At 68.6% G+C, this 25935-nt stretch carries 19 protein-coding genes; 8 read left to right on the forward strand and 11 right to left on the reverse strand.

Features of this window, described 5'->3' with window-relative positions:
- The first annotated feature begins 50 nt into the window (after positions 1 to 50).
- Positions 51 to 2366: an RIFT barrel domain-containing protein gene (locus tag AC3A6M_RS06320; protein ID WP_487851878.1), complete on the forward strand. Its 2316-nt coding sequence runs from the start codon at positions 51 to 53 to the stop codon at positions 2364 to 2366.
- A 6-nt stretch (positions 2367 to 2372) separates the two neighbouring features.
- Here AC3A6M_RS06320 and AC3A6M_RS06325 read toward each other — a convergent pair whose 3' ends face one another.
- Complete coding sequence (locus AC3A6M_RS06325; protein WP_487851879.1) at positions 2373 to 3590, reverse strand: urate hydroxylase PuuD; 1218 nt, start codon at positions 3588 to 3590, stop codon at positions 2373 to 2375.
- A gap of 136 nt (positions 3591 to 3726) precedes the next feature.
- Between AC3A6M_RS06325 and AC3A6M_RS06330 the strand changes: the two genes are divergently transcribed.
- Together AC3A6M_RS06330 and AC3A6M_RS06335 are read left to right on the forward strand one after the other, a co-directional pair.
- On the forward strand, positions 3727 to 4665 hold the full coding sequence (locus AC3A6M_RS06330; protein ID WP_487851880.1) for a LysR substrate-binding domain-containing protein: 939 nt from the start codon (positions 3727 to 3729) through the stop codon (positions 4663 to 4665).
- A gap of 180 nt (positions 4666 to 4845) precedes the next feature.
- Entirely contained in the window at positions 4846 to 6051 is a 1206-nt protein-coding gene (locus AC3A6M_RS06335) for an ammonium transporter (RefSeq protein ID WP_487851881.1), read from the forward strand.
- 12 nt (positions 6052 to 6063) lie between these two features.
- Here AC3A6M_RS06335 and AC3A6M_RS06340 read toward each other — a convergent pair whose 3' ends face one another.
- Positions 6064 to 7353 carry an Nramp family divalent metal transporter gene (locus AC3A6M_RS06340; protein ID WP_487851882.1) on the reverse strand — a complete coding sequence of 430 codons (1290 nt, stop codon included), beginning with the start codon at positions 7351 to 7353 and terminating at the stop codon, positions 6064 to 6066.
- 84 nt (positions 7354 to 7437) lie between these two features.
- Positions 7438 to 9012 (reverse strand): S53 family peptidase, encoded by a 1575-nt coding sequence (locus AC3A6M_RS06345; RefSeq protein WP_487851883.1) that lies wholly within the window; start codon positions 9010 to 9012, stop codon positions 7438 to 7440.
- A gap of 177 nt (positions 9013 to 9189) precedes the next feature.
- Between AC3A6M_RS06345 and AC3A6M_RS06350 the strand changes: the two genes are divergently transcribed.
- From AC3A6M_RS06350 to AC3A6M_RS06370, 5 genes are all read left to right on the forward strand, one after another.
- Positions 9190 to 9759, forward strand: coding sequence for an RNA polymerase sigma factor (locus AC3A6M_RS06350; protein ID WP_487851884.1), 570 nt, complete (start codon positions 9190 to 9192; stop codon positions 9757 to 9759).
- Positions 9756 to 10409: a zf-HC2 domain-containing protein gene (locus AC3A6M_RS06355; RefSeq protein WP_487851885.1), complete on the forward strand. Its 654-nt coding sequence runs from the start codon at positions 9756 to 9758 to the stop codon at positions 10407 to 10409. Before AC3A6M_RS06350 ends, AC3A6M_RS06355 begins: the two co-directional genes overlap by 4 nt.
- Positions 10406 to 11707 carry a S8 family peptidase gene (locus AC3A6M_RS06360; protein ID WP_487851886.1) on the forward strand — a complete coding sequence of 434 codons (1302 nt, stop codon included), beginning with the start codon at positions 10406 to 10408 and terminating at the stop codon, positions 11705 to 11707. The genes AC3A6M_RS06355 and AC3A6M_RS06360 overlap by 4 nt, the downstream gene beginning before the upstream one ends.
- Positions 11665 to 12366 carry a TorF family putative porin gene (locus tag AC3A6M_RS06365; RefSeq protein ID WP_487851887.1) on the forward strand — a complete coding sequence of 234 codons (702 nt, stop codon included), beginning with the start codon at positions 11665 to 11667 and terminating at the stop codon, positions 12364 to 12366. Before AC3A6M_RS06360 ends, AC3A6M_RS06365 begins: the two co-directional genes overlap by 43 nt.
- A 78-nt stretch (positions 12367 to 12444) precedes the next feature.
- On the forward strand, positions 12445 to 13587 hold the full coding sequence (locus AC3A6M_RS06370; RefSeq protein ID WP_487851888.1) for a TIGR03118 family protein: 1143 nt from the start codon (positions 12445 to 12447) through the stop codon (positions 13585 to 13587).
- Between the two features lies 1 nt (position 13588).
- On the opposite strand, the gene AC3A6M_RS06375 is transcribed toward AC3A6M_RS06370, so the two are convergent.
- From AC3A6M_RS06375 to aptA, 8 genes are all read right to left on the reverse strand, one after another.
- Entirely contained in the window at positions 13589 to 15571 is a 1983-nt protein-coding gene (locus AC3A6M_RS06375) for an MHYT domain-containing protein (protein ID WP_487851889.1), read from the reverse strand.
- Positions 15572 to 15718: 147 nt separating this feature from the next.
- Positions 15719 to 16960, reverse strand: a complete 1242-nt coding sequence (locus tag AC3A6M_RS06380) for a Zn-dependent hydrolase (RefSeq protein WP_487851890.1) — start codon at positions 16958 to 16960, stop codon at positions 15719 to 15721.
- A gap of 133 nt (positions 16961 to 17093) precedes the next feature.
- The gene (gene hydA / locus AC3A6M_RS06385; protein ID WP_487851891.1) at positions 17094 to 18521 is read right to left on the reverse strand and encodes a dihydropyrimidinase; all 1428 of its coding nucleotides are present in this window, start codon (positions 18519 to 18521) and stop codon (positions 17094 to 17096) included.
- A gap of 79 nt (positions 18522 to 18600) precedes the next feature.
- Positions 18601 to 20088, reverse strand: coding sequence for an NCS1 family nucleobase:cation symporter-1 (locus AC3A6M_RS06390; protein ID WP_487851892.1), 1488 nt, complete (start codon positions 20086 to 20088; stop codon positions 18601 to 18603).
- A gap of 25 nt (positions 20089 to 20113) precedes the next feature.
- Positions 20114 to 21397 carry an NAD-dependent dihydropyrimidine dehydrogenase subunit PreA gene (gene preA, locus AC3A6M_RS06395; RefSeq protein ID WP_487851893.1) on the reverse strand — a complete coding sequence of 428 codons (1284 nt, stop codon included), beginning with the start codon at positions 21395 to 21397 and terminating at the stop codon, positions 20114 to 20116.
- Complete coding sequence (locus AC3A6M_RS06400; RefSeq protein ID WP_487851894.1) at positions 21385 to 22773, reverse strand: NAD(P)-dependent oxidoreductase; 1389 nt, start codon at positions 22771 to 22773, stop codon at positions 21385 to 21387. Before AC3A6M_RS06400 ends, preA begins: the two co-directional genes overlap by 13 nt.
- 204 nt (positions 22774 to 22977) lie before the next feature.
- Positions 22978 to 24474 carry a CoA-acylating methylmalonate-semialdehyde dehydrogenase gene (locus AC3A6M_RS06405; protein ID WP_487851895.1) on the reverse strand — a complete coding sequence of 499 codons (1497 nt, stop codon included), beginning with the start codon at positions 24472 to 24474 and terminating at the stop codon, positions 22978 to 22980.
- A 20-nt stretch (positions 24475 to 24494) separates the two neighbouring features.
- Entirely contained in the window at positions 24495 to 25811 is a 1317-nt protein-coding gene (gene aptA, locus AC3A6M_RS06410; protein WP_487851896.1) for an omega-aminotransferase AptA, read from the reverse strand.
- Positions 25812 to 25935 lie beyond the last annotated feature (124 nt).

The raw sequence follows: 25935 nt of genomic DNA on the forward strand, positions 1-25935 counted from the left end.
TCATCGGGGCGCCTGCGGGCGCCCTTTTCAATTCTGCCTTCGATTCCGCCATGCCTGCCAAACGCCTGTTGCCATCCCTTCTTCCCCTGATCCTGCTGCCGGCCGCCGCGCTGGCCCAGAGCCTGCCCGAGGCCGGACAGCTCGATGCGGACAAGGTGCTGCAGTCGCGCTATGGCAGCGCGCCGGCGACGCCGGGCGCTCCGGCGGCTCCTGCCGCTGCGGCGGAGACGGCGGCAAGACCCGCCCCCGAGGCGCCGCCGGCAAAGGCGCCGAAGACCGCGAAAGCCGCCCCGGCGCAATCGCACGCCCAGGCCGAAGCGGCCGAACCGGCGCCCGCGCGCGCCGAGCCCGCGCCGGACTGGGGCGACGGCATCACGGGCGTGGTCATCGAGGCCAGGGGCGCCGAGGGCAAGGCCGCGCTGCCCGTCACCTTCGGCCAGGTGTTCGCGCAGGGCGACCTGAAACGCTCGGACACGCTGCTCGGCCGCCTGCCCGATGGACGCACGGTGCCGCTGCAGGTCGACGTCAAGGCCACGCACGCGGACGGCTCCGTGCGCCATGCCGTCATCAGCGCGCTGCTGCCGCCCGGCGGCAAGGGCGGTGCGCAGGCCATGGCGCTGGTGAAGGGCAAGGCCGGCGCCGCGAAAGCCGCTGCGCCCACGTCGGCGCAAGCCCTGCTCGACGCCGGCTTCACGGCTTCGGCCAGCGCCGTCATCGACGGCCAGGCCTGGACCGCGTCGGCCGACAAACTGCTGCGCCAGAAACCCGCCGTCTGGCTGGACGGGCCGCTGGTGACGGAATGGCTGGTCTCGGCCCCGCTCAGGAACGACAAGGGCGCCGAACATCCGCGCCTGAGCGCGCGCTTTGCCGTGCGCTGGTACCGCGCGCTGGGCAAGGCGCGGGTCGACGTCACGCTGGAAAACGCCTGGGCCTTCCAGCAGGCGCCGCGCAACGAGACCTACGATGCCCGCGTGCTGGTCGGCGGCCAGGAGGCGTATGCCAAGCCCGGCCTGGTCCACTTCAACCAGGCGCGCTGGCGCAAGACCTTCTGGTGGGGCGAGGTCCCGGCGGTGCACGTCCGCCACGACAGCGCCTACCTGATCGCCTCGCGCGCGCTGCCGAACTACGACCGCTCGGTGCACGCCTCCGGCCGCGCGCTGGCCGACCTGCAGGCCGCGTGGAACGGGCCGAAGACGGAACCGATGGGCATCGGCCTGGCGATGGCCGCCATGCCGACCACCGGCGGACGCGACGACATCGGCCTGCTGCCCGGCTGGGCGGCACTCTACCTGCTCAGCATGGACAGGCGGGCAAAGGAGGCCACGCTCGGCACCGCCGACCTGGCCGGCAGCTGGTCGATGCACTACCGCAACCGCGCGACCGGGCGGCCGGTCAGCCTGCTCGACTTTCCCTACATGACCATCGTCGGCCAGCTCAGCGATACGGTCAATCCCAGGACCCGCAAGTCGGAAGCCTTCCCGCCCTGTCCCAAGGACGCGTGCAAGACGCCCTACGTCCACGACATCTCGCACCAGCCCTCCTTCGCCTATTTACCCTACCTGGTGACCGGCGACTTCTACTACCTCGAAGAGCTGGAATTCTGGGCGATGTACGACGTCTTCAATTCCAACCCCGCCTACCGCCAGAACATCAAGGGCCTGCTCAATCCGGAGCAGGTGCGCGGCCAGGCCTGGGGCTTGCGCACGCTCGGCGAGGCGGCCTACATCGTGCCCGACGACGATCCGTTGAAGTCGCACTTCAGGCGCATCCTGAAGAACAACATGGACTGGTACAACGCCACCTACACCGACAACCGCGACGCCAACCAGCTGGGCTTCATCTCGATCGGCTACGCCTTTCCCTACAAGAATGGCACCGCGATGGCGCCGTGGCAGGACGACTTCTTCACCGCCGCGATCGGCCATCTGGTCGACCTCGGCACCGAAGGCGCCGCGCGCCTGCTGGCCTGGAAGATCAGGTTCCCGATCCTGCGCATGACGGCGCCGGGCGCCTGCTGGACCGGTGCGACGGTGTACGAACTGACCGTGCGCGACACCGCGACCTCGCCGATCTACACGACCATGGCGCAGGCCTACAAAGCCAGCCATTCGCCCGCGGTGTCGGCGCTGCCCTGCGACAGCGCCGAGCTGGCGCAGGCGATCAAGGCGAAGCCGGGGGAGATGACGGGTTACGCCTCCAGCGCCACCGGCTATCCGGCAAACCTGCAGCCGGCGCTGGCGTATGCGGCCGATGCCGGCGGCAAGGCCGGCCAGGAGGCATGGCGCAAATTCATGGCGCGCAGCGTCAAGCCGGACTACGGCGGCTCGCCGCAGTTCGCGATCGTGCCGCGCGGCCCGCAAAAATAGCGCCGCTCATTGCGTCCGGGCGCCGGACTCGAACCAGGCCGCGACCTGGGCCCGCTCGGCATCCGTCATGTTGGTCATGTTCGCCAGCGGCATGGCCTTCAGCTGCACCGCCTGCTGGTAGATGCGGGCGGCGTTCTGCGAGATGCCGTGCGGGTCGTCCAGCATCACGCCGGCCGGCGCGCTGGCGAAGCCGGCCTGCGTCGGATGGGCCGCATGGCAGGACACGCAGCGCTGCCGGATGATGCCCTGCACCGCCGCGAACTGGGCGCCCGCGTTGGCGTTCGCAGCCGGAGCGGCGGCCGGCGGCGCCGGCGCGATCGCCACCGCCACCGCCAGCAGCAACAGCACGCCCACGGCCGGATAGCGCCATTCGACGCGGCCCTTGTGGCGCAGGTTGAAGAAGTGGCGGATGAAGACGCCGGCCAGCATGATCGCGGCCAGCACCGCCCAGGCATGCGCGTGGCGCCAGGTCATGGCGAAGTGGTTGCTGATCATGATGAACAGCACCGGCAGCGTGAAGTAGTTGTTGTGCACGCTGCGCTGCTTGCCGCGGATGCCGTAGACGGGGTCGGGCGTCTGGCCGGCGATCATCGCATTCACCATCCTGCGCTGGCCGGGAATGATCACCATCGCCACGTTGGCGACCATGATGGTGCCGATCATCGCGCCGACGTGGATGTAGGCCGCGCGCCCGCCCAGGGTATGGGTCAGCACCCAGGCCGCCCCGGAAAGAAAAGCGAAGATCACGGCGCCGAAGGCCAGGTCGTGCTTGCCCAGCTTCGAGCGGCACAGCAGGTCGTAGACGATCCAGCCCGCCACCAGGCTGCCCAGGCCGATGCCGACCGCCTGCCAGCTCGAGAGCGCGGCCACGCCGCGGTCGACCATCATGGCCTGGGCATTGAAGTAATACACGATGGTCAACAGGGCGAAACCCGACAGCCAGGTCGAATACGCTTCCCATTTGAACCAGTGCAACTCCTTCGGCAGCTCGGCCGGCGCCACCAGGTATTTCTGCGGGTTGTAGAAGCCGCCGCCATGCACGGCCCACAGTTCGCCGGCCACGCCCTTGTTCGCCAGTTCGCTGCCGGGCGCCGGCGGCCTCAGGGAGTTATCGAGCCAGACGAAATAAAAGGAGGCGCCGATCCAGGCGATGCCGGTGATGACGTGCAGCCAGCGCACCAGCATATTCATCCATTCGAGGGCATACGGAAGCAGGTAGTCCATGAACATCCTTATCGTGATCGGAAGCATCTGAAGTGCGCAATGAGCAAAGATAAACCGGTTTCCATTTATTCAATATGAAAAATACCGTATATTCGACATAAGCGAGCGCATATACGCGTTTTTTCCCGAGCTTCCGATGTCCAGCCTGCCCCAGCACCTCGACCTGCACCTGATCCGCATCCTCTACCTGCTGCTGCAGGAAAAGAACGTCTCGCGCGTGGCGCTCAAGCTGAACCAGCCCCAGCCCTCGATCTCGGCCTCGCTGCGTAAACTCCGCGAACTGACCGGCGATCCGCTGCTGGTGCGCGGCGCGCGCGGCATGGTGCCGACCCAGCACGGCGAGAGCCTGCTCGAACCCGCCCGGCGCATCCTGGACGAGACCGAGAACCTGTTCGTCAGGAAGACGCCCTTCGTGCCCGAGCAGGCCGCGCGCACCTTCCACATCGCCGCGCCCGACTACCTCGACACCCAGTTCCTGCCGAACGTGGTCGCCAGCATCCGCCGCGGCGCGCCCAACAGCAAGGTGGCCATCCACCACCTGGGGCCGGGCACGGACTACCTGCGCATGCTGTCGGACGGCGAGATGGACCTGGTGATCGCCAACTGGGACGAACCGCCCGCGCACCTGCACATCTCGAAGCTGTTCGAAGACCCGATCATCTGCACCATGCGCGCCGACAGCGCCTACGCGCGCCGCACGGCCAGCGACGCGATGACGCTCGCGGACTACCTCGGCCTGCCGCACGTGGCGCCCTCGCCGACGCTGCCCGGCTACCACGGCGTGATCGATGCCTTCCTCGAGCGCGCGGGAATGCAGCGCAAGGTGGCGGTCGAGTCGCCCTACTTCGGCCTGATCCCCTACATGCTGACCCAGACCGACCTGGTGCTGACCACCGGCCGCCAGTTCATCCGCTTCTACGAAAAGACGCTGCCGCTGAAGAGTTTCACGGTGCCGATCAAGTTTCCACCGATGCGTTTCTATCAACTCTGGCACCAGCGCGTGCACCAGTCGCCCGAGCACAAGTGGCTGCGCGACCAGGTGACGACGGCGGCGAAGGCGCTGGTCAAGGCCTGAACGCCGAACCCGCGCCGTTCATTTTGGCGCACGAACGCACCATTCCGGTGCTGTTGCTCGAAAACGGGGCAATCCGTCGGCCCCGCGTAAAGACGATGCATAGCGCGCCCCAAATTGGAACGCTTATTGCTATCAAGAAGTGCATTAGCAAACCTTTGCACTTTTTGGGAACAGACACGCATGGATGCCTATAAAACCGGGGCCGACGCACTCTTCATCCTGCTCGGCGGGATCATGATCCTGGCGATGCACGCCGGTTTCGCCTTTCTGGAACTGGGAACGGTGCGCCGGAAAAACCAGGTCAACGCCCTGGTCAAGATCCTGATCGACTTCGCCGTCTCGACCATCGCGTACTTCTTCGTCGGCTACATGATCGCGTATGGCGTCAACTTCTTCGGCAGTACCGGCACGCTGGTGGCGAAGAACGGCTACGAACTCGTGAAGTTCTTCTTCCTGCTGACCTTCGCCGCGGCGATCCCGGCGATCATCTCGGGCGGCATCGCCGAACGCGCCAAGTTCCATCCGCAGATGGCGGCCACCGCCGTGCTGGTCGGCCTGGTCTATCCTTTGTTCGAAGGGATCGCCTGGAACAATCGCTTCGGCTTCCAGGACTGGCTGCAGTTCACCTTCGGCGCGCCGTTCCACGACTTCGCCGGTTCGGTGGTGGTGCACGCCGTGGGCGGCTGGGCCGCGCTGCCGGCGGTGCTGCTGCTGGGCGCGCGCCGCGGCCGCTACACCAGGGATGGCCGCATCTCCGCCCATCCGCCGTCGAACATCCCCTTCCTGGCGCTGGGCGCGTGGGTCCTGACCGTGGGCTGGTTCGGCTTCAACGTGATGAGCGCGCAGACGCTCGACAAGATGAACGGCCTGGTGGCGGTGAATTCCCTGATGGCGCTGACCGGCGGCACGCTGGTCGCCTTCATCATGGGCCGCAACGATCCGGGCTTCGTCTACAACGGCCCGCTGGCCGGCCTGGTGGCGGTGTGCGCCGGTTCGGACCTGATGCATCCGCTCGGCGCCCTGGTGACGGGCGCGATCGCCGGCGCCATCTTCGTGGCGCTGTTCACGCTGGCGCAGAACCGCTGGAAGATCGACGACGTGCTGGGCGTGTGGCCGCTGCACGGCCTGTGCGGCGCCTGGGGCGGCATCGCGGCCGGCATCTTCGGCAGCCGCGCGCTGGGCGGCCTGGGCGGCGTATCGCTCGCCTCGCAGCTGCTCGGCACCCTGCTCGGCATCGTCATCGCCGGTGCGGGCAGCTGGATCGTCTACGGCCTGCTGAAGGCAACCGTCGGCCTGCGCCTCGACGCCGAGCAGGAATTCGACGGCGCCGACCTGTCGATCCACCGCATCAGCGCCACGCCGGAGCGCGAAACCACCTTCCAGTGATCGGCCGCCCGGTCAGCCGGCCAGCGAGGCGCCGAACATCCCCAGCACCGCGACCGCCATCACCGCGGTGCACAGCCAGCCCAGCGCGCGCAGCCGCCCGGAGATCTTCAGGGTTCCCATGATCTTCGGGCTCGACGCCACCGCCATCATGATCACCATGACCGGCACCGCGATCACGCCGTTCAGTACCGCGCTCCAGTACAGCGCCTTGATCGGGTCGAGCGGCACGAAGTTGATGCCGATCCCGGCCAGGGTCGCGACGATGATGATGGCGTAGAACTTGCGCGCCGCCGAGAACTTGTCATCCAGGCTGCTCTTCCAGTGGAAGGTGCCGGCCATCGCGTAGGCGGCCGAACCGGCCAGTACCGGAATGGCCAGCAGGCCGGTGCCGACGATCCCCGCCGCAAACAGCATGAAGGCCATTTCGCCGGCGATCGGCTTGAGCGCCGACGCCGCCTGGGCCGAGGACTGCAGGTCGTCGACGCCGTGCGCATGCAGGGTCGCGGCGGTGGTCAGCATGATGAAGAAGGCCACCAGGTTCGAGACCGCCATGCCGACCAGGGTGTCGAAGCGGATACGCCGGAACTGCTCCTTGACCTGCTCGGGCGCGCGCCGCAGCGGTTGGGCGTCGGCGTCGGCGCGCAGCTCCTCCACTTCCTGCGAGGCCTGCCAGAAGAACAGGTAGGGACTGATGGTCGTGCCGAACACGGCGACGATGGTGGTCAGGTATTCCTTGTGCCACTGCGGCTGCGGCCAGACCAGCGAGCGCAGCACCTCGGGCCACGGCACCCGCACCACGAACACGGTGGCGACATAGGCCAGCAGCACCAGCGTCAGCCATTTCAGGATGTTGACGTAGCGCTGGTAAGGGACGAACACCTGCAGCAGCACCGACAGCACGCCGAACGCCACCGCGTAGTAATGGGCCTTGCCGGGAGCGACCAGCACCATCGCGTCGCCCATCGCCGCGATGTCGGCCGCGATGTTGATGACGTTCGCGATGAGCAGCAGGCCGACGATCAGCCACACCAGCTGGCGCGGCGCGAAGCGCTGCAGGTTGGTGGCCAGCCCGCGCCCGGTGACCCGGCCGATGTGCGCGCTGATGACCTGGATCGCCACCATCAGCGGATACGTGAGCAGCAGCGTCCACAGCAGGTTGAAGCCGAACTGGGCGCCAGCCTGGGAGTAAGTGGCGATGCCGCTCGGGTCATCGTCCGCCGCACCGGTGATCAGGCCCGGGCCGAGCTTCGACAGCCAGGCCGAGGCTTCCGGCGATGGCTTGTCGGAGTCCTTGAAGTCCATGACGCCATCATGGACGCAGGCGACGGCTTGCTCCGTTCGCCTGCGCACGCAACTGTGGGTAAAGCCGCGACGCGCAGGAGCGCTTCAGCCGCCGAGCGCCGCCAGCAGCCTGCTGCCGACCGGCGCGCCCCAGCCGGTGCAGGCATCCCAGCCCGTTCCCGCCGCATACGCGCCGTTGTTCCCGGAGCTGATGTCGCGGAACGCGCCGCTGCCGGCCACCGGCCCGTACAGCTGCGGATTCAGCCAGCCGACGGGCGTCTCCAGGCGCTGGTTGAAGCGCGCCACCAGGCCCGCCCACAGCGGCGAAACCGCGCTGGTGCCGCCGACCACGAAGGTGAGGAAGTCGACCCGCACCCGGTAGCCGGTCGCCGGCGAGGCATTGCCGGCCACGTCGGGCAGGCCGCGTCCGATGCGCCCGCCCGTGTTGCTTGACCGCGGCACGCCCGCCGCGTCCTGCCAGGCCGGCAGGTCGAACACGTCGCTGACGCCGCCGCCGGTGGCGCTGGTGTGCGGGTCGTCGTTCCACACGGTCTCGCTGGCGATGCTGCCGCCGCTGGCGGTGAGGCGGGTACCGCCGCAGGCCAGCACGTACGGGCTCGAGGCCGGGAAGTCGGCATGCGCCAGGCCGTCCGGCGTACCGTTCTGCGGGTTCTGGTCGCCGGAGCCGGCGTCGCCGGCGGCGCAGCATACCGTGACGCCGAGCGCCGCGGCGGCCTGGAACGCCTGGTCCATCGCCTGCAGCCCCTGCTCCGACCACTCGCTCTCCGGCGCGCCCCAGCTGACCGAGATCACCGACGGCTTGTTGACGCTGTCGTGGACGGCGGCGGCGATCGCATCGACGAAGCCCTGTTCGCTGTTCGGCGCGAAGTAGACCGCGATCGAGGCGCCCGGCGCCACCGCGCCGGCGATCTCGATGTCGAGCATGACCTCCGCATCCGCGCTCCACGGCAGCGAGGGACTGTTCTTGCCGCCGTCCACCGACACCGCGGTCACCTTCGGCGTGGCCAGGTCCAGGCTGCGGAAGTAGGCGTTCAGGTCCGACGTGCGGTAGCCGCCGCCCAGTTCGATGATGGCGATGCACTGGCCGCTGCCGTCCAGGCCCTGCGGGAAATCGTACAGCCGGGCGATGTCGGGCGGGGTGAAGGCCGCCGCCGCGGCGCTCTCCCCGGCGGCCTGCATCGGCGGCGTCGACAGGCGGTAGTGCGGCCGGGCGATCGGCGTGTCCTCGATGCCGAACACGCCTTCGACGATCCCGCCCAGCTCGGGCGGCAGGTGCACGGGGGCGGTGCGGCGCCGCGAGATCCCGGACGCATGCTCGACCCGTTCGATGGTGGTCTGGAACGCGGCGCCGACCTGGGCCGCGGTGCCGGACAGGACGATGCTGCGCGCGGCCGGCCTGCGCTCGACCACGGCCAGGCCGGCCTTGCGCGCGAAGTCGGCGACCGCGTCCAGGTCTTCCTCGCTGGCGCCGTAGCTGGCCGCGTATTCTTCGCGCGTCAGGTAGCGGCGCCGCGCGCGCTCGGCCTGCAGCGCGTGCTCCGGCAGGCCGGCGCGGCGCCGCAGCACCATGGTGATCTGGAACCGTTCGTCGGCCGGTACCGGGCCGAGGGATTGGACGCCGGCCATCGGGGCCGGGATGCTGCCGGAGAGTTTGACCATGTTGACCTCTTTGATGTGACGACATTAAGTTGAAGCAACATCGGCCAGTGTGCGCGTCTGTTTCCCAAAGTATTTGATCGGCGCCAAGCCGGGCGGCGCGCGCCCTTCCGTGCAACAATGCGATTGAACCTTCATGCGGCGCCCGGGTATTCACCGAAAACAGCGGAGAACGAATGCGTGGACCAGCAGGCGGATAAACGGTCCGATAGCGAGGCGGACCTGGTTGGCCGGATTGCGGCCGGGGACCGCCATGCCTTCGAAATCCTGTACCGCACCTACTTTCCACGCCTGACGCGCTTCCTGCACCGCATGACGCGCAGCGCGACCACGATCGAGGAGATCGTCAACGACACCATGCTGGTCGTGTGGCAGCGCGCCGCGACCTTCGACGGCAGCTGCAAGCTCTCGACCTGGGTGTTCGCGATCGCGTTCCGCAAGGCCTGCAAGGCGCTGCACGGACTCGACGAACCGCTGGACGCTTTCCCGGACAGCCTCGAAAGCACGGCGGACTGCCAGCCGGAATGGCGCTTCGAGCAGCTGCGCCTCGGCCATGCGCTGGATACCGCGCTGGCCGCGCTGCCGCTGGAGCAGCGCGCGGCCTTCCAGCTGACCTTCTATCACGACATGAGTTACGCAGAGATCGCAGACATCATGGAATGCCCAATCAACACAGTCAAAACCCGGCTGTTCCACGCGCGCCGCCGTCTTGCCTCGCAGCTGGGACGGCAACTGGAGGGCCGGATATGAGCCCCGACGAACTCTTTTCCTCCGAGCACCGGGCCGCCCAGGAATCCCTGCCCTGGCTGGCCAACGGCACCCTCGACGTTAGCGAGCGCGACAGGCTGCGCGCGCACCTGCGCGCCTGCACGCGCTGCCGCGACGACCTCGACCTGCTGCAGGCGCTGCGCGCCGCCGGCCCGGGCCCGGCGCCCGACTGCGACCCCGAGCGCGCCTGGGCGCGCATGCTGCCGCGCCTCGATGCGGCGCCAGCGCCATCGGCGGCGCCGGCCGCCGCCCCGGCGCGCTGGCGCGAGCGCCTCGCCGCCAACGACCGCAGCTGGCTGCGCCGCGCGGTGGCCGCGCAAGCCGCCGTGATCGCGGTGCTGGCGGTCCTGCTGCTGCGTCCGGGCGCGGATCCGGGCGATGAGCCGGCCTATCGCGGGCTCGGCGCTACGGCGGCGGTGCAGTCCGGCATCGTGGTCGTGTTCCGCCCGGACACGCCGGAGCGCGAGCTGCGCCGCATCGTGCGCGCCAGCGGTGCCCGTATGGCAGGCGGCCCGACCGATGCCGATGCCTATCTGTTGAACGGCGACGACCCGGCGGCCGCCTTGCGCAGGCTGCGCGCCGAGCCCGCCGTCGTGCTGGCCGAACCGCTCGGCGCCGGAGAACGGCCTTGAAACGCCTGCTGTCCGCCCTGCTGGCGCTGGTCCTGGCCTGCTGCGCCCTGCCCGGCGGCGCGCAGAACGGCGTGCAGGACAGCGATGCGCAGGCCTCGCGCCAGCTGCTGGTGATGCTGCGCATGCCGCCCCAGCACTTCCGGCCCGACAGCAGCTACGGCGGCGGCTACGCCGACGACGGCACCCGCGCCGCGCGCCGCCGCCAGGCCAGGGAACTGGCGGACGCCTATGGCCTCAAGGTGGTGGACGACTGGCCGATGCCGGCGATCGGCATCGACTGCTTCGTGATGGAAGAGCCGGGCAACGCCCCGCTCGAGCGCGTGCTGGACGCCCTCGGCCGCGATCCGCGCGTGGCTTGGGCCCAGCCGGTCAACCGCTACCACGGGCTGGAAGAGAGCGCGGCACGCGGCGGCGACCCGCTGTATGCCGTGCAGCCGGCCGCGCGCTCCTGGCACCTGGCCGAGTTGCACCGCGTCAGCACCGGGCGCAAGGTGACGGTGGCGGTGGTGGACAGCGGCGTCGACGGCGCCCATCCGGACCTGGCCGGGCAGATCCTGCTGCGCCAGAACTTCGTCGACGCCCTGCCCGATGCCGCCGAAGCGCATGGCACCGCGGTGGCCGGCATCATCGCCGCGCGCGCCGGCAACGGCATCGGCATCGCCGGCGTCGCCCCGCAGGCCCAGCTGATGGCCCTGCGCGCCTGCTGGGAAAGCGCGCGCCAGGAAACCCAGTGCAACAGTTTTACGCTGGGCAAGGCCTTGCATTTCGCGCTGGTCAACGGTGCGCGGATCATCAACCTGAGCCTGGGCGGGCCGTCCGACCGCCTGCTGCAGACCCTGATCGAGGCGGCCCTGGCGCGCGACGTGGCCGTCGTCGCCGCGGTCGACCCGCGGCGGCCCGACGGCGGCTTTCCCGCATCGCAGCGCGGCGTGATCGCGGTGGCCCCGACGGGCAGCCGGCATCCGCTGCCGGCCGCAGCCTGGCTGGCTCCCGGCGCCGACGTGCCGGCCACGCTGCCCGGCGGACGCTGGGGCCTGGTGTCCGGATCGTCGTACGCGGCCGCCCATGTGGCCGGGCTGGCGGCGCTGGTGCTCGAGCTGCGGCCGGGTGCCCCGCCTGCCCTGGTGCGGCGCGCCTTCGCGGCGGCGCCGCGCACGGCCCTGGTCGCGCACGATCCCGGCCGGGAACAGGAGCAAGCTGGTAGCATAGACGCATGCGCGACCATTGCGCGCGCCGCCGGAACCTGCGCTTGCCAATGTCCAACGACCGCCGCCGTGACCGCCGATGCTTCCCGCTAGCGCATGCGCACGCCGCCGCCTGCCTTTTTCTTGCCTGCGCAATGCTTCCTGTATGCGCACAGACCAGCGGCAACCTGCAACTGGTGTCCGAGTACGCGGTGCGCGGCATCTCGCTCAGCGCCGGCCATCCGGCCGTGCAATTGCGCATCGACCATGACATCGAAGACGGCTGGTACGCGGGCGGCTTCGCCTCGCCGGCGACCCTGGGCGAGCGCAGCCAGGCCCAGCTGATCTTCTACGGCGGCCGCGCCGGCAGGCTGGCGTCCGGCCTGTCCTGGGACGCCGGCATCAGCCGCACCGCCTTCCTGCGCGACCGCGGCTACGACTACACCGAATTCCATGCCGGCCTGGCGCTCGACCGGGCCAGCGTCCGCCTGTTCCTGTCGCCCGCCTACTACGGCGAGGAGCGCACCGCCTACCTCGACCTGAACGCCTTCCATCCCCTCGACGACCGGCTCAGGCTGACCTTCCATGCGGGCGTGCTGCACACCTTCGGCGCCTACGCCGGCCCGCGCGACCGGACCGACCTGCGCATCGGCCTGGCCTCCACCTTCGGCGACTGCACCGTGCAAGTCGGCTGGCAGGCGCTGCTGCGCGCCGAACATGGCGGACCGCCCCGCGCCCGCGCGCTGACCGGCAGCGCCGGCATCCGGTTCTGATCGAACTCGTTGAACCTTCCCTGGCGAGGACGGCATTAACCGGATGCCCTTCCTTCGATTTCCTGACAGGAGCACATCATGAGCATTCATTCCCGCGTGACCGCCTGCCTCCGGGCAGGCCTGTTCGGCGCCGCCCTGGCCGCCGCCCTCGTTTCCTGCGGCGGTGGCGGCGGCAGCAGCGGCGACAACAACATGCAGATGCAGCCACCGCCCGTCACGCCCACCATCGCCAGCAATTTCCTCATGCGTTCCCTGGTGTCGGATGGCGCCGGCGCGGAGCATGTCGACGGGAAACTCATCAACGCCTGGGGTATCGCGTTCAACCCGACCGGCTTCGTCTGGGTGGCGAACAACGGCAGCTCGACCTCGACCCTGTATGACGGGAACGGCGTTCCGCAGAGCCTGGTGGTCGCGATTCCGCCGAGCAGCTCGAGCGCGTCCAACCCGACCGGCATCGTGTTCAACGGCAGCGCCAGCTTCCAGGTGACCCAGAACGGCGTCACCGGCGCCAGCGCCTTCATCTTCGCCTCCGAGAACGGCACGCTGTCGGGCTGGTCGCCGACGGTCAACCGCACCAACGCGATCCTGGCCGTCGATACCGGCGCCGGCGGCGCGGTCTACAAAGGCCTGGCGATCGCCAGCTTCTCCGGCGCCAACTACCTGTATGCAGCCGATTTCCGGAATAACCGGGTCGACGTCTACGACGCCAACTGGAACAGGGTGACGCTGCCCGGCGGCGGCTTCACCGATCCCAACCTGCCGGCCGGCTACGCGCCCTTCGGCATCCAGGCCATCGGCGGCCGCATCTACGTCGCCTACGCCCAGCGCACCGCCGGCAGCATCGACGAGACCAAGGGATCGGGGCTTGGCATCGTCGACGTGTTCGATGCCGGCGGCGCCCTGGTCCGGCGCCTGGTCACCGGCGGCGCACTGAATGCGCCCTGGGGCCTGGCGATGGCGCCGGCCAATTTCGGCGGCGCCAGCAACCTGCTGCTGGTGGCGAATTTTGGCGATGGAAAAATCAACGCCTACAACGCCGACACCGGCGCGTTTGCCGGCACCCTCATGAAGGCCGACCGCACGCCGATCGTCATCGACGGCCTGTGGGGCATCGCCTTCGGCAACGGCGTGAACAACCAGCCGACCAACACGCTGTTCTTCACGGCCGGCCCCGGCGACGAAGCGCACGGCCTGTACGGGCGGATCGACCTGCAGCAGTAAGCTACACCGCGGCCTCCTCGCCGCGCTGGCCCACCGCATGCGCGATGTGGCTCACCAGCGAACCCGGTTCGACCGGCTTGGCGAGGTAGTCGTTGAAGCCCGCCTGCATCGCCCGGTTGCGGTCGTCCTGGCGCGTGAAGGCGGTCAGGGCGATGGCCGGGATGGCTCCGCCGGCGCCGGCCGAGCGGCGCCGGATGCGGCGGATCAGCTCGAAGCCGTCGACCTCGGGCATGCCGATGTCGCTGACGATCACGTCCGGCCGCTCGCGCTCCAGCAGCGCAAGGGCCATGCCGGCATTCGGCGCGGCCATGATGATGGCGCCGCTGTGCGCCAGGATCTGCTGCAGCACGTCGAGGGTGTCGGGCGCATCGTCCACCAGCAGCACCTTGACGCCGGCCAGCGCGCCCTGCCCCAGCCTGGCGGCGGCGTCGGACACCGCGTGCTCGGACGGCGGCAGCGTCGCCGCTTGCGGCTCGGCCAGCGGCAGGCGCAGGGTGAAGGTGGTGCCGGCCTGCGGACCGGGACTCGACACGCCGATGGTGCCGCCATGCAGCTCGACCAGCTGGCGCGCGATCGACAGGCCCAGCCCGAGGCCGCCGTGCCGGCGCGTGATCGAGGCGTCCTGCTGGCGGAAGCGGTCGAACACATGCGGCAGGAACTCGGGCTCGATGCCGATCCCCGAATCGGCCACGCGGATCACGACGTCGCCGCCGTCGCGGCCCAGCATCACCTGCACCGTGCCGCCGCCCGGGGTGAACTTGACCGCGTTCGACAACAGGTTCCACATCACCTGCTGCAGCCGGCCGGGGTCGCCCAGCACCATCGATTCCCCGCGTTCGAGGTCGACGCGCAAATCGATCTTCTTGGCCACCGCCGCCGGATGCACGGTGCCGAGCGCTGCCTCGACGACCTTGTCCGGCTCGACCAGCTGCACGTCCAGGCGCAGCGTGCCCGAGATGATGCGGCTCATGTCGAGCAGGTCGTCGATCAGCTGGGTCTGGGCGCGGGCGTTGCGCTCGATGGTCTCCAGGCCGCGCCTGAGCGTCGCCTCGTCCTTGGTGCCGCGCTGGAGCATGCTGGCCCAGCCGAGGATGGCGTTGAGCGGGGTGCGCAGCTCGTGCGAGAGGGTAGCCAGGAACTCGTCCTTCAGGGCGCTCAGGCGCTCGGCCTCGTCGCGCGCCGCGCGCTCGCGCATGAGCAGGTCCTGGCGTTCGGCGGCGGTGGCTTGCGAGATCTCCAGCACCCGCGCATTCGCTTCCAGGCGCGCATTGAACAGGGAGGCCAGCAGGGCGAAGCCGAGCACGCCGAAGGTGGCGATCACGACCAGCGTCGCCAGCCCGCCGTGGTTGACGCCGTCGCGCACGGCCGCCATGCACACGCTGTCCTGCGGGAAATTGGCGGCGGCCATGCCGGTATAGTGCATGCCGGCGATGGCCGCGCCCATCACCACCGCCGCGCCCAGGCGCGCCAGCCACACATGGGGCACGTTGTGGCGCAGGCGGAAGGCGATCCACAGCGCCAGGCCCGACGCCGCGATGGCGATCGCGACCGACAGCGCGAACAGCCACGGGTCGTAGACGATGCCCGGCTCCATGCGCATCGCCGCCATGCCGGTGTAGTGCATGGCGGCGATGCCGATCCCCATCAGGACCGCGCTGACGGCCAGGCGTGTCGTTCCCAGCTCCGCGCGGCTGACCTGCCACAGCGCCAGGCAGGAAGCGGCGATCGGCAGCAGCAGCGAGACCAGGGTCAGCGGGAGGTCGAAGGCGATCGGGATCGGCAGGCGGAACGCCAGCATGCCGACGAAGTGCATGGCCCAGATGCCGGAGCCCATGGCGATGGCGCCGCCCACGATCCAGGCGGCGACGGCGCGGCCGTGCGATTCGCTCACGCGGCCCGCCAGGCTGAGCGCCGCATAGGAGGCGACGATCGCGACGAGGATCGACAGCACTACCAGCGGCGTTTCGTAATGTCCGGTCAGCATCGGCAACCACACCTTGGCAACGGAAAAGGAAGACAGCTGCCAACAGTATGCTACGACTTCCCCCGGACCGGCGAGTCAGGAAACATCCGACACAAGACTGTTACTATTACGAAACAACTTCGCCAACCGTGCGACAGTGGCCGCGTGCTAGCCGCGCGCTACGCCGGCCCGCTCCAGCATCGCGTGCAGCAGCACGTTGCAGCCGGCTTCGAGGTGATCGGGACGCGCATCCTCGATCTCGTTGTGGCTGATGCCATCCTTGCAGGGTACGAAGATCATCCCGGCCGGCGCCAGGCGCGCCACGTAGATCGCATCGTGGCCTGCCCCGGAGACCACGTCCATGGTCGAATAACCGAGCTTGTCCGCCGCCTTGCGCACCGCGCCCACGCAGTCCGGGTGGAAGGGGCAAGGCGGGTAATACGACACGCGTTCCAGCTGGATGCCCAGGCCGCTCTCGGCGCGCGTGCGCTCGACGAAGGCCATGATCTCCCCGTGCATGGTGTCGAGCAGTTCGTCGTTCACGTTGCGCAGGTCGATGCTGAACTTGACCCGGCCGGGGATCACGTTGCGGCTGTTCGGGAACACCTGCACCATGCCGACCGTGCCGCGGCCGTAGGGCGGATAGCGGTTGGCGATCGCCACCGTCTCCTGCATGATGCGGGTCGCCACCTGCAGTGCGTCGCGGCGCAGGTGCATCGGGGTCGGGCCGGCGTGCGCCTCCATGCCCTCGACCGTGCAGTCGTACCAGGACAGGCCCATCACGGCCGGCACCACGCCGATCACCTTGTCCGCATCTTCCAGCACCGGGCCCTGCTCGATATGGGTTTCGAAATAGGCGCCGATCGGATGGTCGCCCGGCGTCTGGCTGCCCCGGTAGCCGATCCGTTCGAGCTCTTCGCCGACGCTTTTGCCGTCGACGTCGCGCGCCGCACAGGCCGTCTCGAGGCTGAAGGCGCCGCAGAACACGCCCGAGCCCATCATCACGGGCACGAAGCGCGAGCCTTCCTCGTTGGTCCAGAACGCGACCTCGACCGGCGCCTCGGTTTTGATATCCAGGTCGTTCAGGGTGCGCACCACTTCGAGCCCGGCCAGCACCCCGTAGTTGCCGTCGAACTTGCCGCCGGTCGGCTGGGTGTCGATGTGGCTGCCGGTGACGATCGGCGGCAGCGCCGGATTCGCGCCCTCGCGGCGCATGAAGACGTTGCCGATCTGGTCCACCGTGACGGTCAGGCCGGCTTCCTGCGCCCACTGCACGACCAGGTCGCGGCCCTGGCGATCGAGGTCGGTGAGGGCGAGGCGCTTGACGCCGCCCTTCTCGGTGGCGCCGATCTGCGCCAGGTCCATCAGGGAATTCCACAGGCGGGGGCCGTTGATGCGGAGGTCGTTCATGGTGCTTCCTTTATTGTTGGCAGCGCTACCGTCATTCCCGCGGAAGCGGGAATCCGTGCTGAGCGCGCGATGACGTAGCCTTGACCGGTACTGCCGATTCAGCATGGATTCCCGCCTTCGCGGGAATGATGGATCAAACGGTAACGGCGCTATTCGCGTTCACGTTTGCATTAGCCGTAGTGGCAGTGAACGCCGGCCGCTCCACATACCGCCCCGCCCCTTCCTCCGCCCGCAGGTCCCCGTCCGCATACGCCACCTTCCCGGCCGCCACCGTATGCGTCGGCACCCCGCGCACGGTGCGGCCTTCGAACACGTTGAAGCCGCCCTTCGAGTGCTGGGTCGCGGCAGACAAGGTGCGCGTCGCTTCCGGGTCCCACACGACGATGTCCGCATCCGCACCCGCGGCCAGCACGCCCTTGCGCGGGTAGATGTTGAAGATCCGGGCCGCATTGGTGGAAGTGACGCTCACGAACTCGGATGGGGTCAGGCGGCCGGTGTTGACGCCGGCGTCCCAGACCACGGCCATGCGCTCCTCGACGCCGCCGCAGCCGTTCGGAATGCGCGTGAAATCGTCGGCGCCCATCGCCTTCTGCTCGGCGCAGAAGGTGCAATGGTCGGTGGCGGTGGTGTGCAGGTTCCCGCCCTGCAGGCCCTGCCACAGCGCGGTCTGGTGGTGGCTGGAGCGGAACGGGGGACTCATCACGAACGCGCGCGCGTAGGCCGGGTCGGGGTTGGCGTAGACGCTGTCGTCGATCACCAGGTGCCCGGCCAGGGCTTCGCCGTAGACGCGCTGGTCGTGCGCGCGGGCGCGCGTGATGGCTTCCAGCGATTCGGCGCAGGACACGTGCACGATGTAGACGGGGGTGCCGAGCACGCCGGCGATGGCGATCGCCCGGTTCGCCGCCTCGGCCTCGACCGCGGGCGGGCGCGACAGCGGATGCGCCTCCGGGCCGCGGATGCCCTTGGCCAGCAGCTCGCGCTGCAGCTGGTAGACCAGTTCGCCGTTCTCCGCGTGCACGGTCGGGATCGCGCCCAGTTCGAGCGCCCGGCGGAAGCTCTTCACCAGGGTCTCGTCGTCGGCCATGATCGCGTTCTTGTACGCCATGAAGTGCTTGAAGCTGTTCACGCCATGCTCGCGCACGAGGGTGCCCATGTCCGCATGCACCGACTCGTCCCACCAGGTGACGGCGACGTGGAAGGTGTAGTCCGCGGCCGCCTTCTTCGCCCAGCCGCGCCAGGTGTGGAAGGCGTCCATCAGCGGCTGCTTCGGATCGGGGATCACGAAATCCATGATGGTCGTGGTGCCGCCCGCCAGCGCGGCCGCGGTGCCGGTGTAGAAATCGTCGGCGGTGACGGTGCCCATGAAGGGCAGCTGCATGTGGGTGTGGGTATCGATCCCGCCCGGCATCACGTACTGCCCGCCGGCGTCGATCACGGTTGCGCCGGCCGGCGCCTCGAGATGTTCGCCGACGGCGGCGATCTTGTCGCCGATGCACAGGACGTCGGCGCGGAACGCCCGGTCGGCGTTCACGACGGTACCACCGCGGATCAACACACTCATCACGATCTCCAGTAGGGTGGGCACCCCGTGCCCACGGTTTGCGGCCGCATGGTGGGCACATGGTGCCCACCCTACATGTTTACTCCAGCGGACGGGCGGCGGCCATCGCCGGCACCGCCCTGCCCTTCATCATCAGGCCGTACACCACCGCGGCAATCGCGATGCCGACGAACCATGCATAGGTATATAGAGTCCTGAATCCGGCGCCGACGTTCGGGAAGGCGTCCGGGAAGGCCGCGTTCAGGAAGCCGGGGATGTTCGGCAGCACGCCGGCCACGAAGGCGACGATGGCGGCCATGTTCCAGCCGTTCCGGTACGCATAGATGCCGTCGTCGCGGTACAGCTGGTCGACCGCCAGCTCGGTCTTGCGGATGAAGTAGTAGTCGATGATCAGCACCCCGGCGATGGGGCCGAGCAGTGCGGAGTAGCCGGTGAGCCAGATGAAGATGTAGTTCTCGGTCTTCTCGAGGATCTTCCACGGCATCATGACCAGGGCGATGCCCGCCGTGATGTAGCCGCCCACGCGGTAGGAAATATGCCGGGGCGACAGCGCGGAGAAATCGTAGGCCGGCCCCACCAGGTTGGCGGCGAGGTTGACGCTGGCGGTATCGATCAGCAGGATCAGCAGCGCCACCAGCACCGCGATGCCGGTCATGCGGCTAGCGACGTCGACCGGGTCCCACAGCGCCTTGCCGTACAGGACCACGGTGGCCGAGGTGACGGTCACCGCCAGCGCGGCCAGCAGTCCCATCGGCAGCGGCAGGCCGAGCGACTGGCCGACCACCTGGTCGCGCTGGGTCTTCGCGAAGCGGGTGAAGTCGGGGATGTTCAGCGCCAGCGTGGCCCAGTAGCCGATCATCGCGGTCAGCGACGGCCAGAACACGGACCAGAACAGGCCGGCCTTCGGGCCGCCCGCCACGAAAGCGGAAGGCTGGTCCAGCAGCGGACCGAAGCCGCCGACCTTGTCGTAGACCCACCACAGGAGCAGGAAGCAGATCGCGATCTTCAGCGGCGCGGTATAGGTTTCGAGCTTGCGGATCGATTCCATGCCGTGCACGATGAAATACATCTGGATCGCCCAGAAGCCCAGGAAGCAGGCCAGCTGGCCCGGGTTGATGCCCAGTCCCGGCAGGTTGGCGCCGCCGATGGGGGCGCCGAGCAGCACGCCCAGCAGGGTATAGATCATGCTGCCGCCGAACCAGGTCTGGATGCCGTACCAGCCGCAGGCGACGATCGCCCGCATCAGCGCGGGCAGCCGCGCGCCGCGCGTGCCGAACGAGGCGCGCGCCAGCACCGCGTACGGGATGCCGTACTTGGTGCCGGCGTGGCCGATCAGCAGCATCGGCAGCAGCACGATCACGTTCGCGACGAACACGGTGGCCACCGCCTGCCAGGCCGACATGCCGCCTTCGATCAGGCTGGCCGCCAGCATGTAGGCCGGGATGCTGATCACCATGCCGACCCACAGGGCGGCAAAATGGTACCAGCGCCAGCTGCGCTGCGCGGCACTGGTCGGCGCCAGGTCCTCGTTCCAGAGTTCTTTGTTGACTGCGGGGTCCATGCTCATCGGGTGTTTCTCCATCGGTTACGTTTCAAACTTCCCCGAATACTACCTCCGCCCGCGGGTTGCGTGGGTCTTTCGTCCAGTTCATGTAGGGCAGCCCGGTCGGCTGCGGCACCATCGTGATGCAGCCCTCGACCGGACAGGTGATCTCGCACAGGTTGCAGCCCACGCACTCGGACGGCTTGACCTCGTAGCGCCGCGCGTTGCCGTCCACCATCCGGGCGATCGCCTGGTGCGAGGTGTCCTCGCAGGCCACGTAGCATTTGCCGCACTGGATGCACTTGTCCTGGTCGATGCTGGCGATGACCTGGTAATTCATGTCCAGGTATTTCCAGTCGGTCGTGTTGGCCACCGCCTTGCGCGAGAACGCGGCGATGTTGGCGTAGCCCTTGCGGTCCATCCAGCGCGACAGCCCGTCCTTCATCTCTTCGACGATGCGGAAGCCGTGCAGCATCGCCGCCGTGCAGACCTGCACCGAGCCGGCGCCCAGCGCAATGAATTCGGCGGCGTCCTGCCAGTTGCCGATGCCGCCGATGCCGGAGATCGGCAGGCGGGCAGTCAGCGGATCGCGCGCGATTTCGGCCACCATGTTCAGCGCGATCGGCTTGACCGCCGCGCCGCAATAGCCGCCGTGGGTGCTGGCGCCGCCGACGATGGGATAGGCCACCATGCGGTCGAGGTCCAGGTGGGTGATGGAGTTGACGGTGTTGATCAGCGAGACCGCGTCCGCCCCGCCCGCCAGCGCCGCGCGCGCGGGCGCGCGCACGTCGGTGATGTTGGGCGTGAGTTTCACGATGACGGGCAGGCGCGTGTACATCTTGCACCAGCGCGTCACCTGCTCGATCAGGTCCGGCTGCTGGCCCACCGCCGCGCCCATGCCGCGCTCGGGCATGCCGTGCGGGCAGCCGAAATTCAGCTCGATGCCGTCGGCGCCGGTGGCCTCCACCAGCGGCAGCATCTCGCGCCACGGCGCCTCTTCGCAGGGCAGCATCATCGAGACGACCAGGGCGCGGTCCGGCCACGCCTTCTTGACGGCGGTGATCTCGCGCAGGTTGATCTCGAGGCTGCGGTCGGTGATCAGCTCGATGTTGTTGAAGCCGATGACTTCCCGGTTCTTGCCATGCAGGGCCGAGTAGCGCGACGACACGTTGACGGCCGGCGGATCCTCGCCCAGCGTCTTCCACACCACGCCGCCCCAGCCGGCCTCGAAGGCGCGCACCACGTTGTAGGCCTTGTCGGTCGGCGGCGCCGAGGCCAGCCAGAACGGGTTCGGGGACTTGATGCCGCAAAAATCGATGCTCAGGTCGGCCATGCTGCCTCCGCAGTGGATTGGATGTCGTGATGGATGGCCAGCGCGGCCAGCTTGCCGTGCTGGACCGCCTGCACCGTCAGGTCCTGGCCCGGCGCCACGCAATCGCCGCCGGCGTACACGCCAGGGAGCGCGGTGCGGAAGCAGCTATCTATCAGGATCTTGTTGCTGCGTTCGTTGGTCTCACGCTCTATTTCACGGGCCAGCGGGTCGACCAGGGCGGCCAGTCCCACGCCCTGGCCGATCGCCTTGAACACGGCGTCGGCGGCGATCTCGATGATGCCGCCGGTCGTCACCAGGCGGCCGTCTTCCAGCCGCGTTTCCTCGAAGCGCATGCCGCGCACGCGGCCCGCATCGTCGAGCAGCACTTCGAGCGGCGCGGCCCAGGTGCGCATGCGCACGAAATGGGCCTTGGCGATCTCGATCTCGTGGCCGGTCGCGCTCATGGCGTCGAAGCCGCGGCGGTAGACCAGCGTGACCTCGTCGGCGCCCAGGCGCTTGAGCTGGACCGCCATGTCGATCGCGGTGTTGCCGGCGCCGATCACGATGGCGCGGCGCGGCACCGGCAGCGCGGCCAGGTCTTCGGCCTGGCGCAAGGTGGCGATGTAGTCGACCGCCGCCATCAGGCCGGACGCGTCTTCGCCGGTCAGGCCGAGGCGGCGGCTGGCCGCGAGGCCGAGGCCGAGGAACACGGCGTCGAAGCGCGCATGCAGGTCGGCCAGCTGCAGGTTCTCGCCGAGCGCGCAGCCGTACTGGATCTCGATGCCGCCGATCGACAGCAGGAACTCGACTTCGCGCTGGGCGAAATCGCCGGGCAGCTTGTACTTGGCGATGCCGTACTCGTTCAGGCCACCGGGTTTTTCGCGCGCCTCGAACACGACCACGCCGTGGCCCAGCATCGCCAGCCGGTGCGCGCAGGCCAGCCCGGCGGGACCGGCGCCGACCACGGCGATGGTCCTGCCGGTGGACGGCGCGCGCTTGAACGGATGGCCGTCGAATTGTGCGTTGTCGAGGGCGTGGCGCTGCAGCAGGCCGATCTTCACCGGCTGGCCCTCGGCGTCGTTGTTGCGCACGCAGGCGTCCTCGCACAGGATCTCGGTCGGGCACACGCGCGCGCAGCTGCCGCCCAGGATGTTCTGCTGCAGGATGGTGCTGGCCGCGCCTTCGAGGTTGTGGTCGTGGATGTTGCGGATGAAACTGGCGACGTCGATGCCGGTCGGGCAGGCGCGCGTACAGGGGGCGTCATAACAGTAGAGACAGCGCGCGCTTTCGATGGCGGCCTGGCGGCCGGTGAGCGGCGGCGCCAGGTCGGTGAAGCGCTCGGACAATGCGCTATGCGTGCAGCCGGCCTGCGGCAGGTGCTGGAGTGACTCAATCATGTTGCATCCCTTGTGGCTGGGAGCTTCGCAAACCTACTGCGCGTTGCACTGGCGGCCTGCGATGCTCGCCGTACCGTAAGTACGGCTGCGCTTCTCGGCCACCATTGCTGCCGCTCGCTACGGTTTTCGAAGCTCCTGTTGTTGTACTGATATTTCGGGAAATGCTCTGATGCCGGTACTGCCTGCTGCTGTTGTGAAGAGCGCTTATTTCATCTGCGGGAACGCAAACTCCGCCCCGCTGCTCGCCGTATTCGGCCAGCGCTGCATCACCGCCTTGTGGCGCGTGTAGAAGCGCACGCCTTCCGGGCCGTAGGCATGGTGGTCGCCGAACAGGCTCTTCTTCCAGCCGCCGAAGCTGTTGAAGGCCATCGGCACCGGCAGCGGCACGTTCACGCCGACCATGCCGACCTGCACCTGCCGCACGAATTCGCGGGCCACGCCGCCGTCGCGGGTGAACACGGCGACGCCGTTGCCGTATTCGTTCCTGTTGATCAGCTCCAGCGCGCTGCCGACGTCCGGCATGCGCACCACGCACAGCACCGGGCCGAAGATCTCTTCCCGGTAGATGCTCATCGACGGCTGCACGTGGTCGAACAGGGTGCCGCCGACGAAGAAGCCGTCTTCGCGGCCCGCCACGCGGTAGCCGCGGCCGTCCACCACCAGGGTCGCGCCCTGCTCCACGCCTTCGCCGATCAGCTTCTCGATGCGCTGCTTGGCGGCCTGCGTCACCACCGGACCCATTTCTGCGCCCTGCTCCATGCCGTCCCCGATCTTCAGCGCCTTGGTGCGCTCGGCAAGGCGCACCACCAGCTTGTCGCCAGCGTCGCCGACCGCCACCGCCACCGAGATCGCCATGCAGCGCTCGCCGGCCGAGCCATAGGCCGCGCCGATCAGGGCATCGACCGCCATGTCCATGTCGGCGTCCGGCATCACGACCATGTGGTTCTTGGCGCCGCCCAGCGCCTGCACGCGCTTGCCGGCAGCGCTGCCGCGCGCGTAGATGTATTCGGCGATCGGGGTCGAGCCGACGAAGCTGACCGCCTGCACGTCCGGGTTGTCGAGGATGGCGTCGACCGCGCCCTTGTCGCCGTGGACGACGTTGAACACGCCGTCCGGCAGCCCGGCTTCCTTCAGCAGGCGCGCGTGCAGCAGCGACGGCGACGGGTCGCGCTCGGAGGGCTTCAGCACGAAGGTATTGCCGCAGGCGATGGCGACCGGGAACATCCACATCGGCACCATCACCGGGAAGTTGAACGGGGTGATGCCGGCCACCACGCCCAGCGGCTGGCGCATCGACCAGGCGTCGATGCCGCGCGCGATCTGGTCGGTGAACTCGCCCTTCAGCAGCTGCGGGATGCCGACCGCGAACTCGACCACCTCGATGCCGCGCGCGACCTCGCCCTGCGCGTCGGCGAAGGTCTTGCCGTGCTCGCGCGTGATCATGGCGGCGAAGTCGTCGACATGCTGCTGGCACAGCTGCAGGTACTTGAACAGCACGCGCGCACGCGCCAGCGGGGGAGTCGCGGCCCAGGCCGGGAAGGCCGCCTGGGCGGCGGCCACGGCGGCATTCACCTCGTCGCTGCTGGCCAGCGCCACGCGCGCGCAGGGCTGGCCGAGGGCCGGATTGTAGACATCGGCGTAGCGCCCGGAAGCGCTGTCGACTTCGCGCCCGCCGATATAGTGTTGGATCGTCTCGTTCATGATGTTCTTTATTAACTGTATTAGTCCAGGTTCCGGAGTACGTCGCTTAACTTTCCGAACAATTCGTCGACGTGCTTTTTCTCGAGGATCAGCGGCGGCGACAGGGCAATGATATCCCCGGTGACCCGGATCAGCACGCCGTCCGCGAACGCCTTCTTGAACGCGGCATAGGCGCGCGCGCCCGGCTTGCCGGCGATCGGCTCCAGCTCGATGCCGGCCACCAGGCCGATGGTGCGGATGTCGATCACGTGCGGCAGTCCGCGCAGGGCGTGCACCGCGTCTTCCCAGTAGGGCTGGATGGCCTTCGCGTTTTCCAGTACGCCCTGCTCCCTGAACACCTCGAGGGTGGCGATCGACGCCGCGCAGGCCAGCGGATGGCCCGAATAGGTGTAGCCGTGCGCCAGTTCGATGCCCGGCGGCGCATCCATGAAGGCGTCGTGGATGAATTTTTTCGAGAACACCGCGCCCATCGGCACGACGCCGTTGGTCAGGCCCTTGGCGGTGGTCATCATGTCCGGCTCGACCTCGAAATAATCGGCCGCGAACGGCGTGGTCAGGCGGCCGAAGCCGGTGATGACCTCGTCGAAGATCAGCAGGATGCCGTACTTGTCGCAGATCTGGCGCAGGCGCTTCAGGTAGCCCTTCGGCGGCACCAGCACGCCGGTGGAACCCGACACCGGCTCGATGATCACGGCGGCGATGGTCGAGGGATCGTGCAGGGCGACGATGCGCTCCAGCTCGTCGGCCAGCTCGGCGCCGAAGTCCGGCTCGCCGCGCGAGAACGCGTTCTTCAGCAGGTTGTGCGTGTGCGGCAGGTGGTCCACGCCGGGCAGCAGCGGGCCGAAGTTCTTGCGGTTGGGGCCGATGCCGCCGACCGACAGTCCGCCGAAGCCGACCCCATGGTAGCCGCGCTCGCGGCCGATCAGCCGGGTGCGCCCGCCCTCTCCGCGCGCCTTGTGGTAGGCCAGCGCGATCTTCAATGCGGTGTCGACCGCTTCCGAGCCGGAGTTCGTATAAAACACATGGCCGAACTTGTGGCCGCTGTACTCCATCAGCTGCTCGGCCAGGTCGAAGGCGGCCGGGTGGCCCATCTGGAAGGTCGGCGCGAAATCGAGCTGGCCGACCATTTCGCTGACCGCGGCGACGATCCTGGGCTGCGCATGCCCGCAGGGCACGCACCACAGGCCGGCGGTGCCGTCGAGCACGGCGTTACCGTCGACGTCCTTGTAGTACATGCCTTCCGCCGATACCAGCAGGCGCGGATGGGCCTTGAAGTCGCGGTTGTTCGTGAATGGCATCCAGAACGACGACATCGACTGCGGCATGGATTCGTTCATGTGTCTCTCCCCTGGTGGACAGCCAAAAGATTTACCAATTGGCAAAATCATCGTGCAATAATAGACAGCAAGACAACGGTGGCACATATACACAACCGGCGAAATGGTCCAACCGTACTGGTAG

The organism is Telluria sp. Soil_C_11 (genome assembly GCF_057657395.1).

Bases quoted from the DNA above. Each gene is read 5' to 3' on its own strand.
- AC3A6M_RS06320 (WP_487851878.1), top strand. From the start codon at position 51: ATGCCTGCCAAACGCCTGTTGCCATCCCTTCTTCCCCTGATCCTGCTG.
- AC3A6M_RS06325 (WP_487851879.1), bottom strand. From the start codon at position 3,590: ATGGACTACCTGCTTCCGTATGCCCTCGAATGGATGAATATGCTGGTG.
- AC3A6M_RS06330 (WP_487851880.1), top strand. From the start codon at position 3,727: ATGTCCAGCCTGCCCCAGCACCTCGACCTGCACCTGATCCGCATCCTC.
- AC3A6M_RS06335 (WP_487851881.1), top strand. From the start codon at position 4,846: ATGGATGCCTATAAAACCGGGGCCGACGCACTCTTCATCCTGCTCGGC.
- AC3A6M_RS06340 (WP_487851882.1), bottom strand. From the start codon at position 7,353: ATGGACTTCAAGGACTCCGACAAGCCATCGCCGGAAGCCTCGGCCTGG.
- AC3A6M_RS06345 (WP_487851883.1), bottom strand. From the start codon at position 9,012: ATGGTCAAACTCTCCGGCAGCATCCCGGCCCCGATGGCCGGCGTCCAA.
- AC3A6M_RS06355 (WP_487851885.1), top strand. From the start codon at position 9,756: ATGAGCCCCGACGAACTCTTTTCCTCCGAGCACCGGGCCGCCCAGGAA.
- AC3A6M_RS06365 (WP_487851887.1), top strand. From the start codon at position 11,665: ATGTCCAACGACCGCCGCCGTGACCGCCGATGCTTCCCGCTAGCGCAT.
- AC3A6M_RS06370 (WP_487851888.1), top strand. From the start codon at position 12,445: ATGAGCATTCATTCCCGCGTGACCGCCTGCCTCCGGGCAGGCCTGTTC.
- AC3A6M_RS06375 (WP_487851889.1), bottom strand. From the start codon at position 15,571: ATGCTGACCGGACATTACGAAACGCCGCTGGTAGTGCTGTCGATCCTC.
- AC3A6M_RS06380 (WP_487851890.1), bottom strand. From the start codon at position 16,960: ATGAACGACCTCCGCATCAACGGCCCCCGCCTGTGGAATTCCCTGATG.
- hydA (WP_487851891.1), bottom strand. From the start codon at position 18,521: ATGAGTGTGTTGATCCGCGGTGGTACCGTCGTGAACGCCGACCGGGCG.
- AC3A6M_RS06390 (WP_487851892.1), bottom strand. From the start codon at position 20,088: ATGAGCATGGACCCCGCAGTCAACAAAGAACTCTGGAACGAGGACCTG.
- preA (WP_487851893.1), bottom strand. From the start codon at position 21,397: ATGGCCGACCTGAGCATCGATTTTTGCGGCATCAAGTCCCCGAACCCG.
- AC3A6M_RS06400 (WP_487851894.1), bottom strand. From the start codon at position 22,773: ATGATTGAGTCACTCCAGCACCTGCCGCAGGCCGGCTGCACGCATAGC.
- AC3A6M_RS06405 (WP_487851895.1), bottom strand. From the start codon at position 24,474: ATGAACGAGACGATCCAACACTATATCGGCGGGCGCGAAGTCGACAGC.
- aptA (WP_487851896.1), bottom strand. From the start codon at position 25,811: ATGAACGAATCCATGCCGCAGTCGATGTCGTCGTTCTGGATGCCATTC.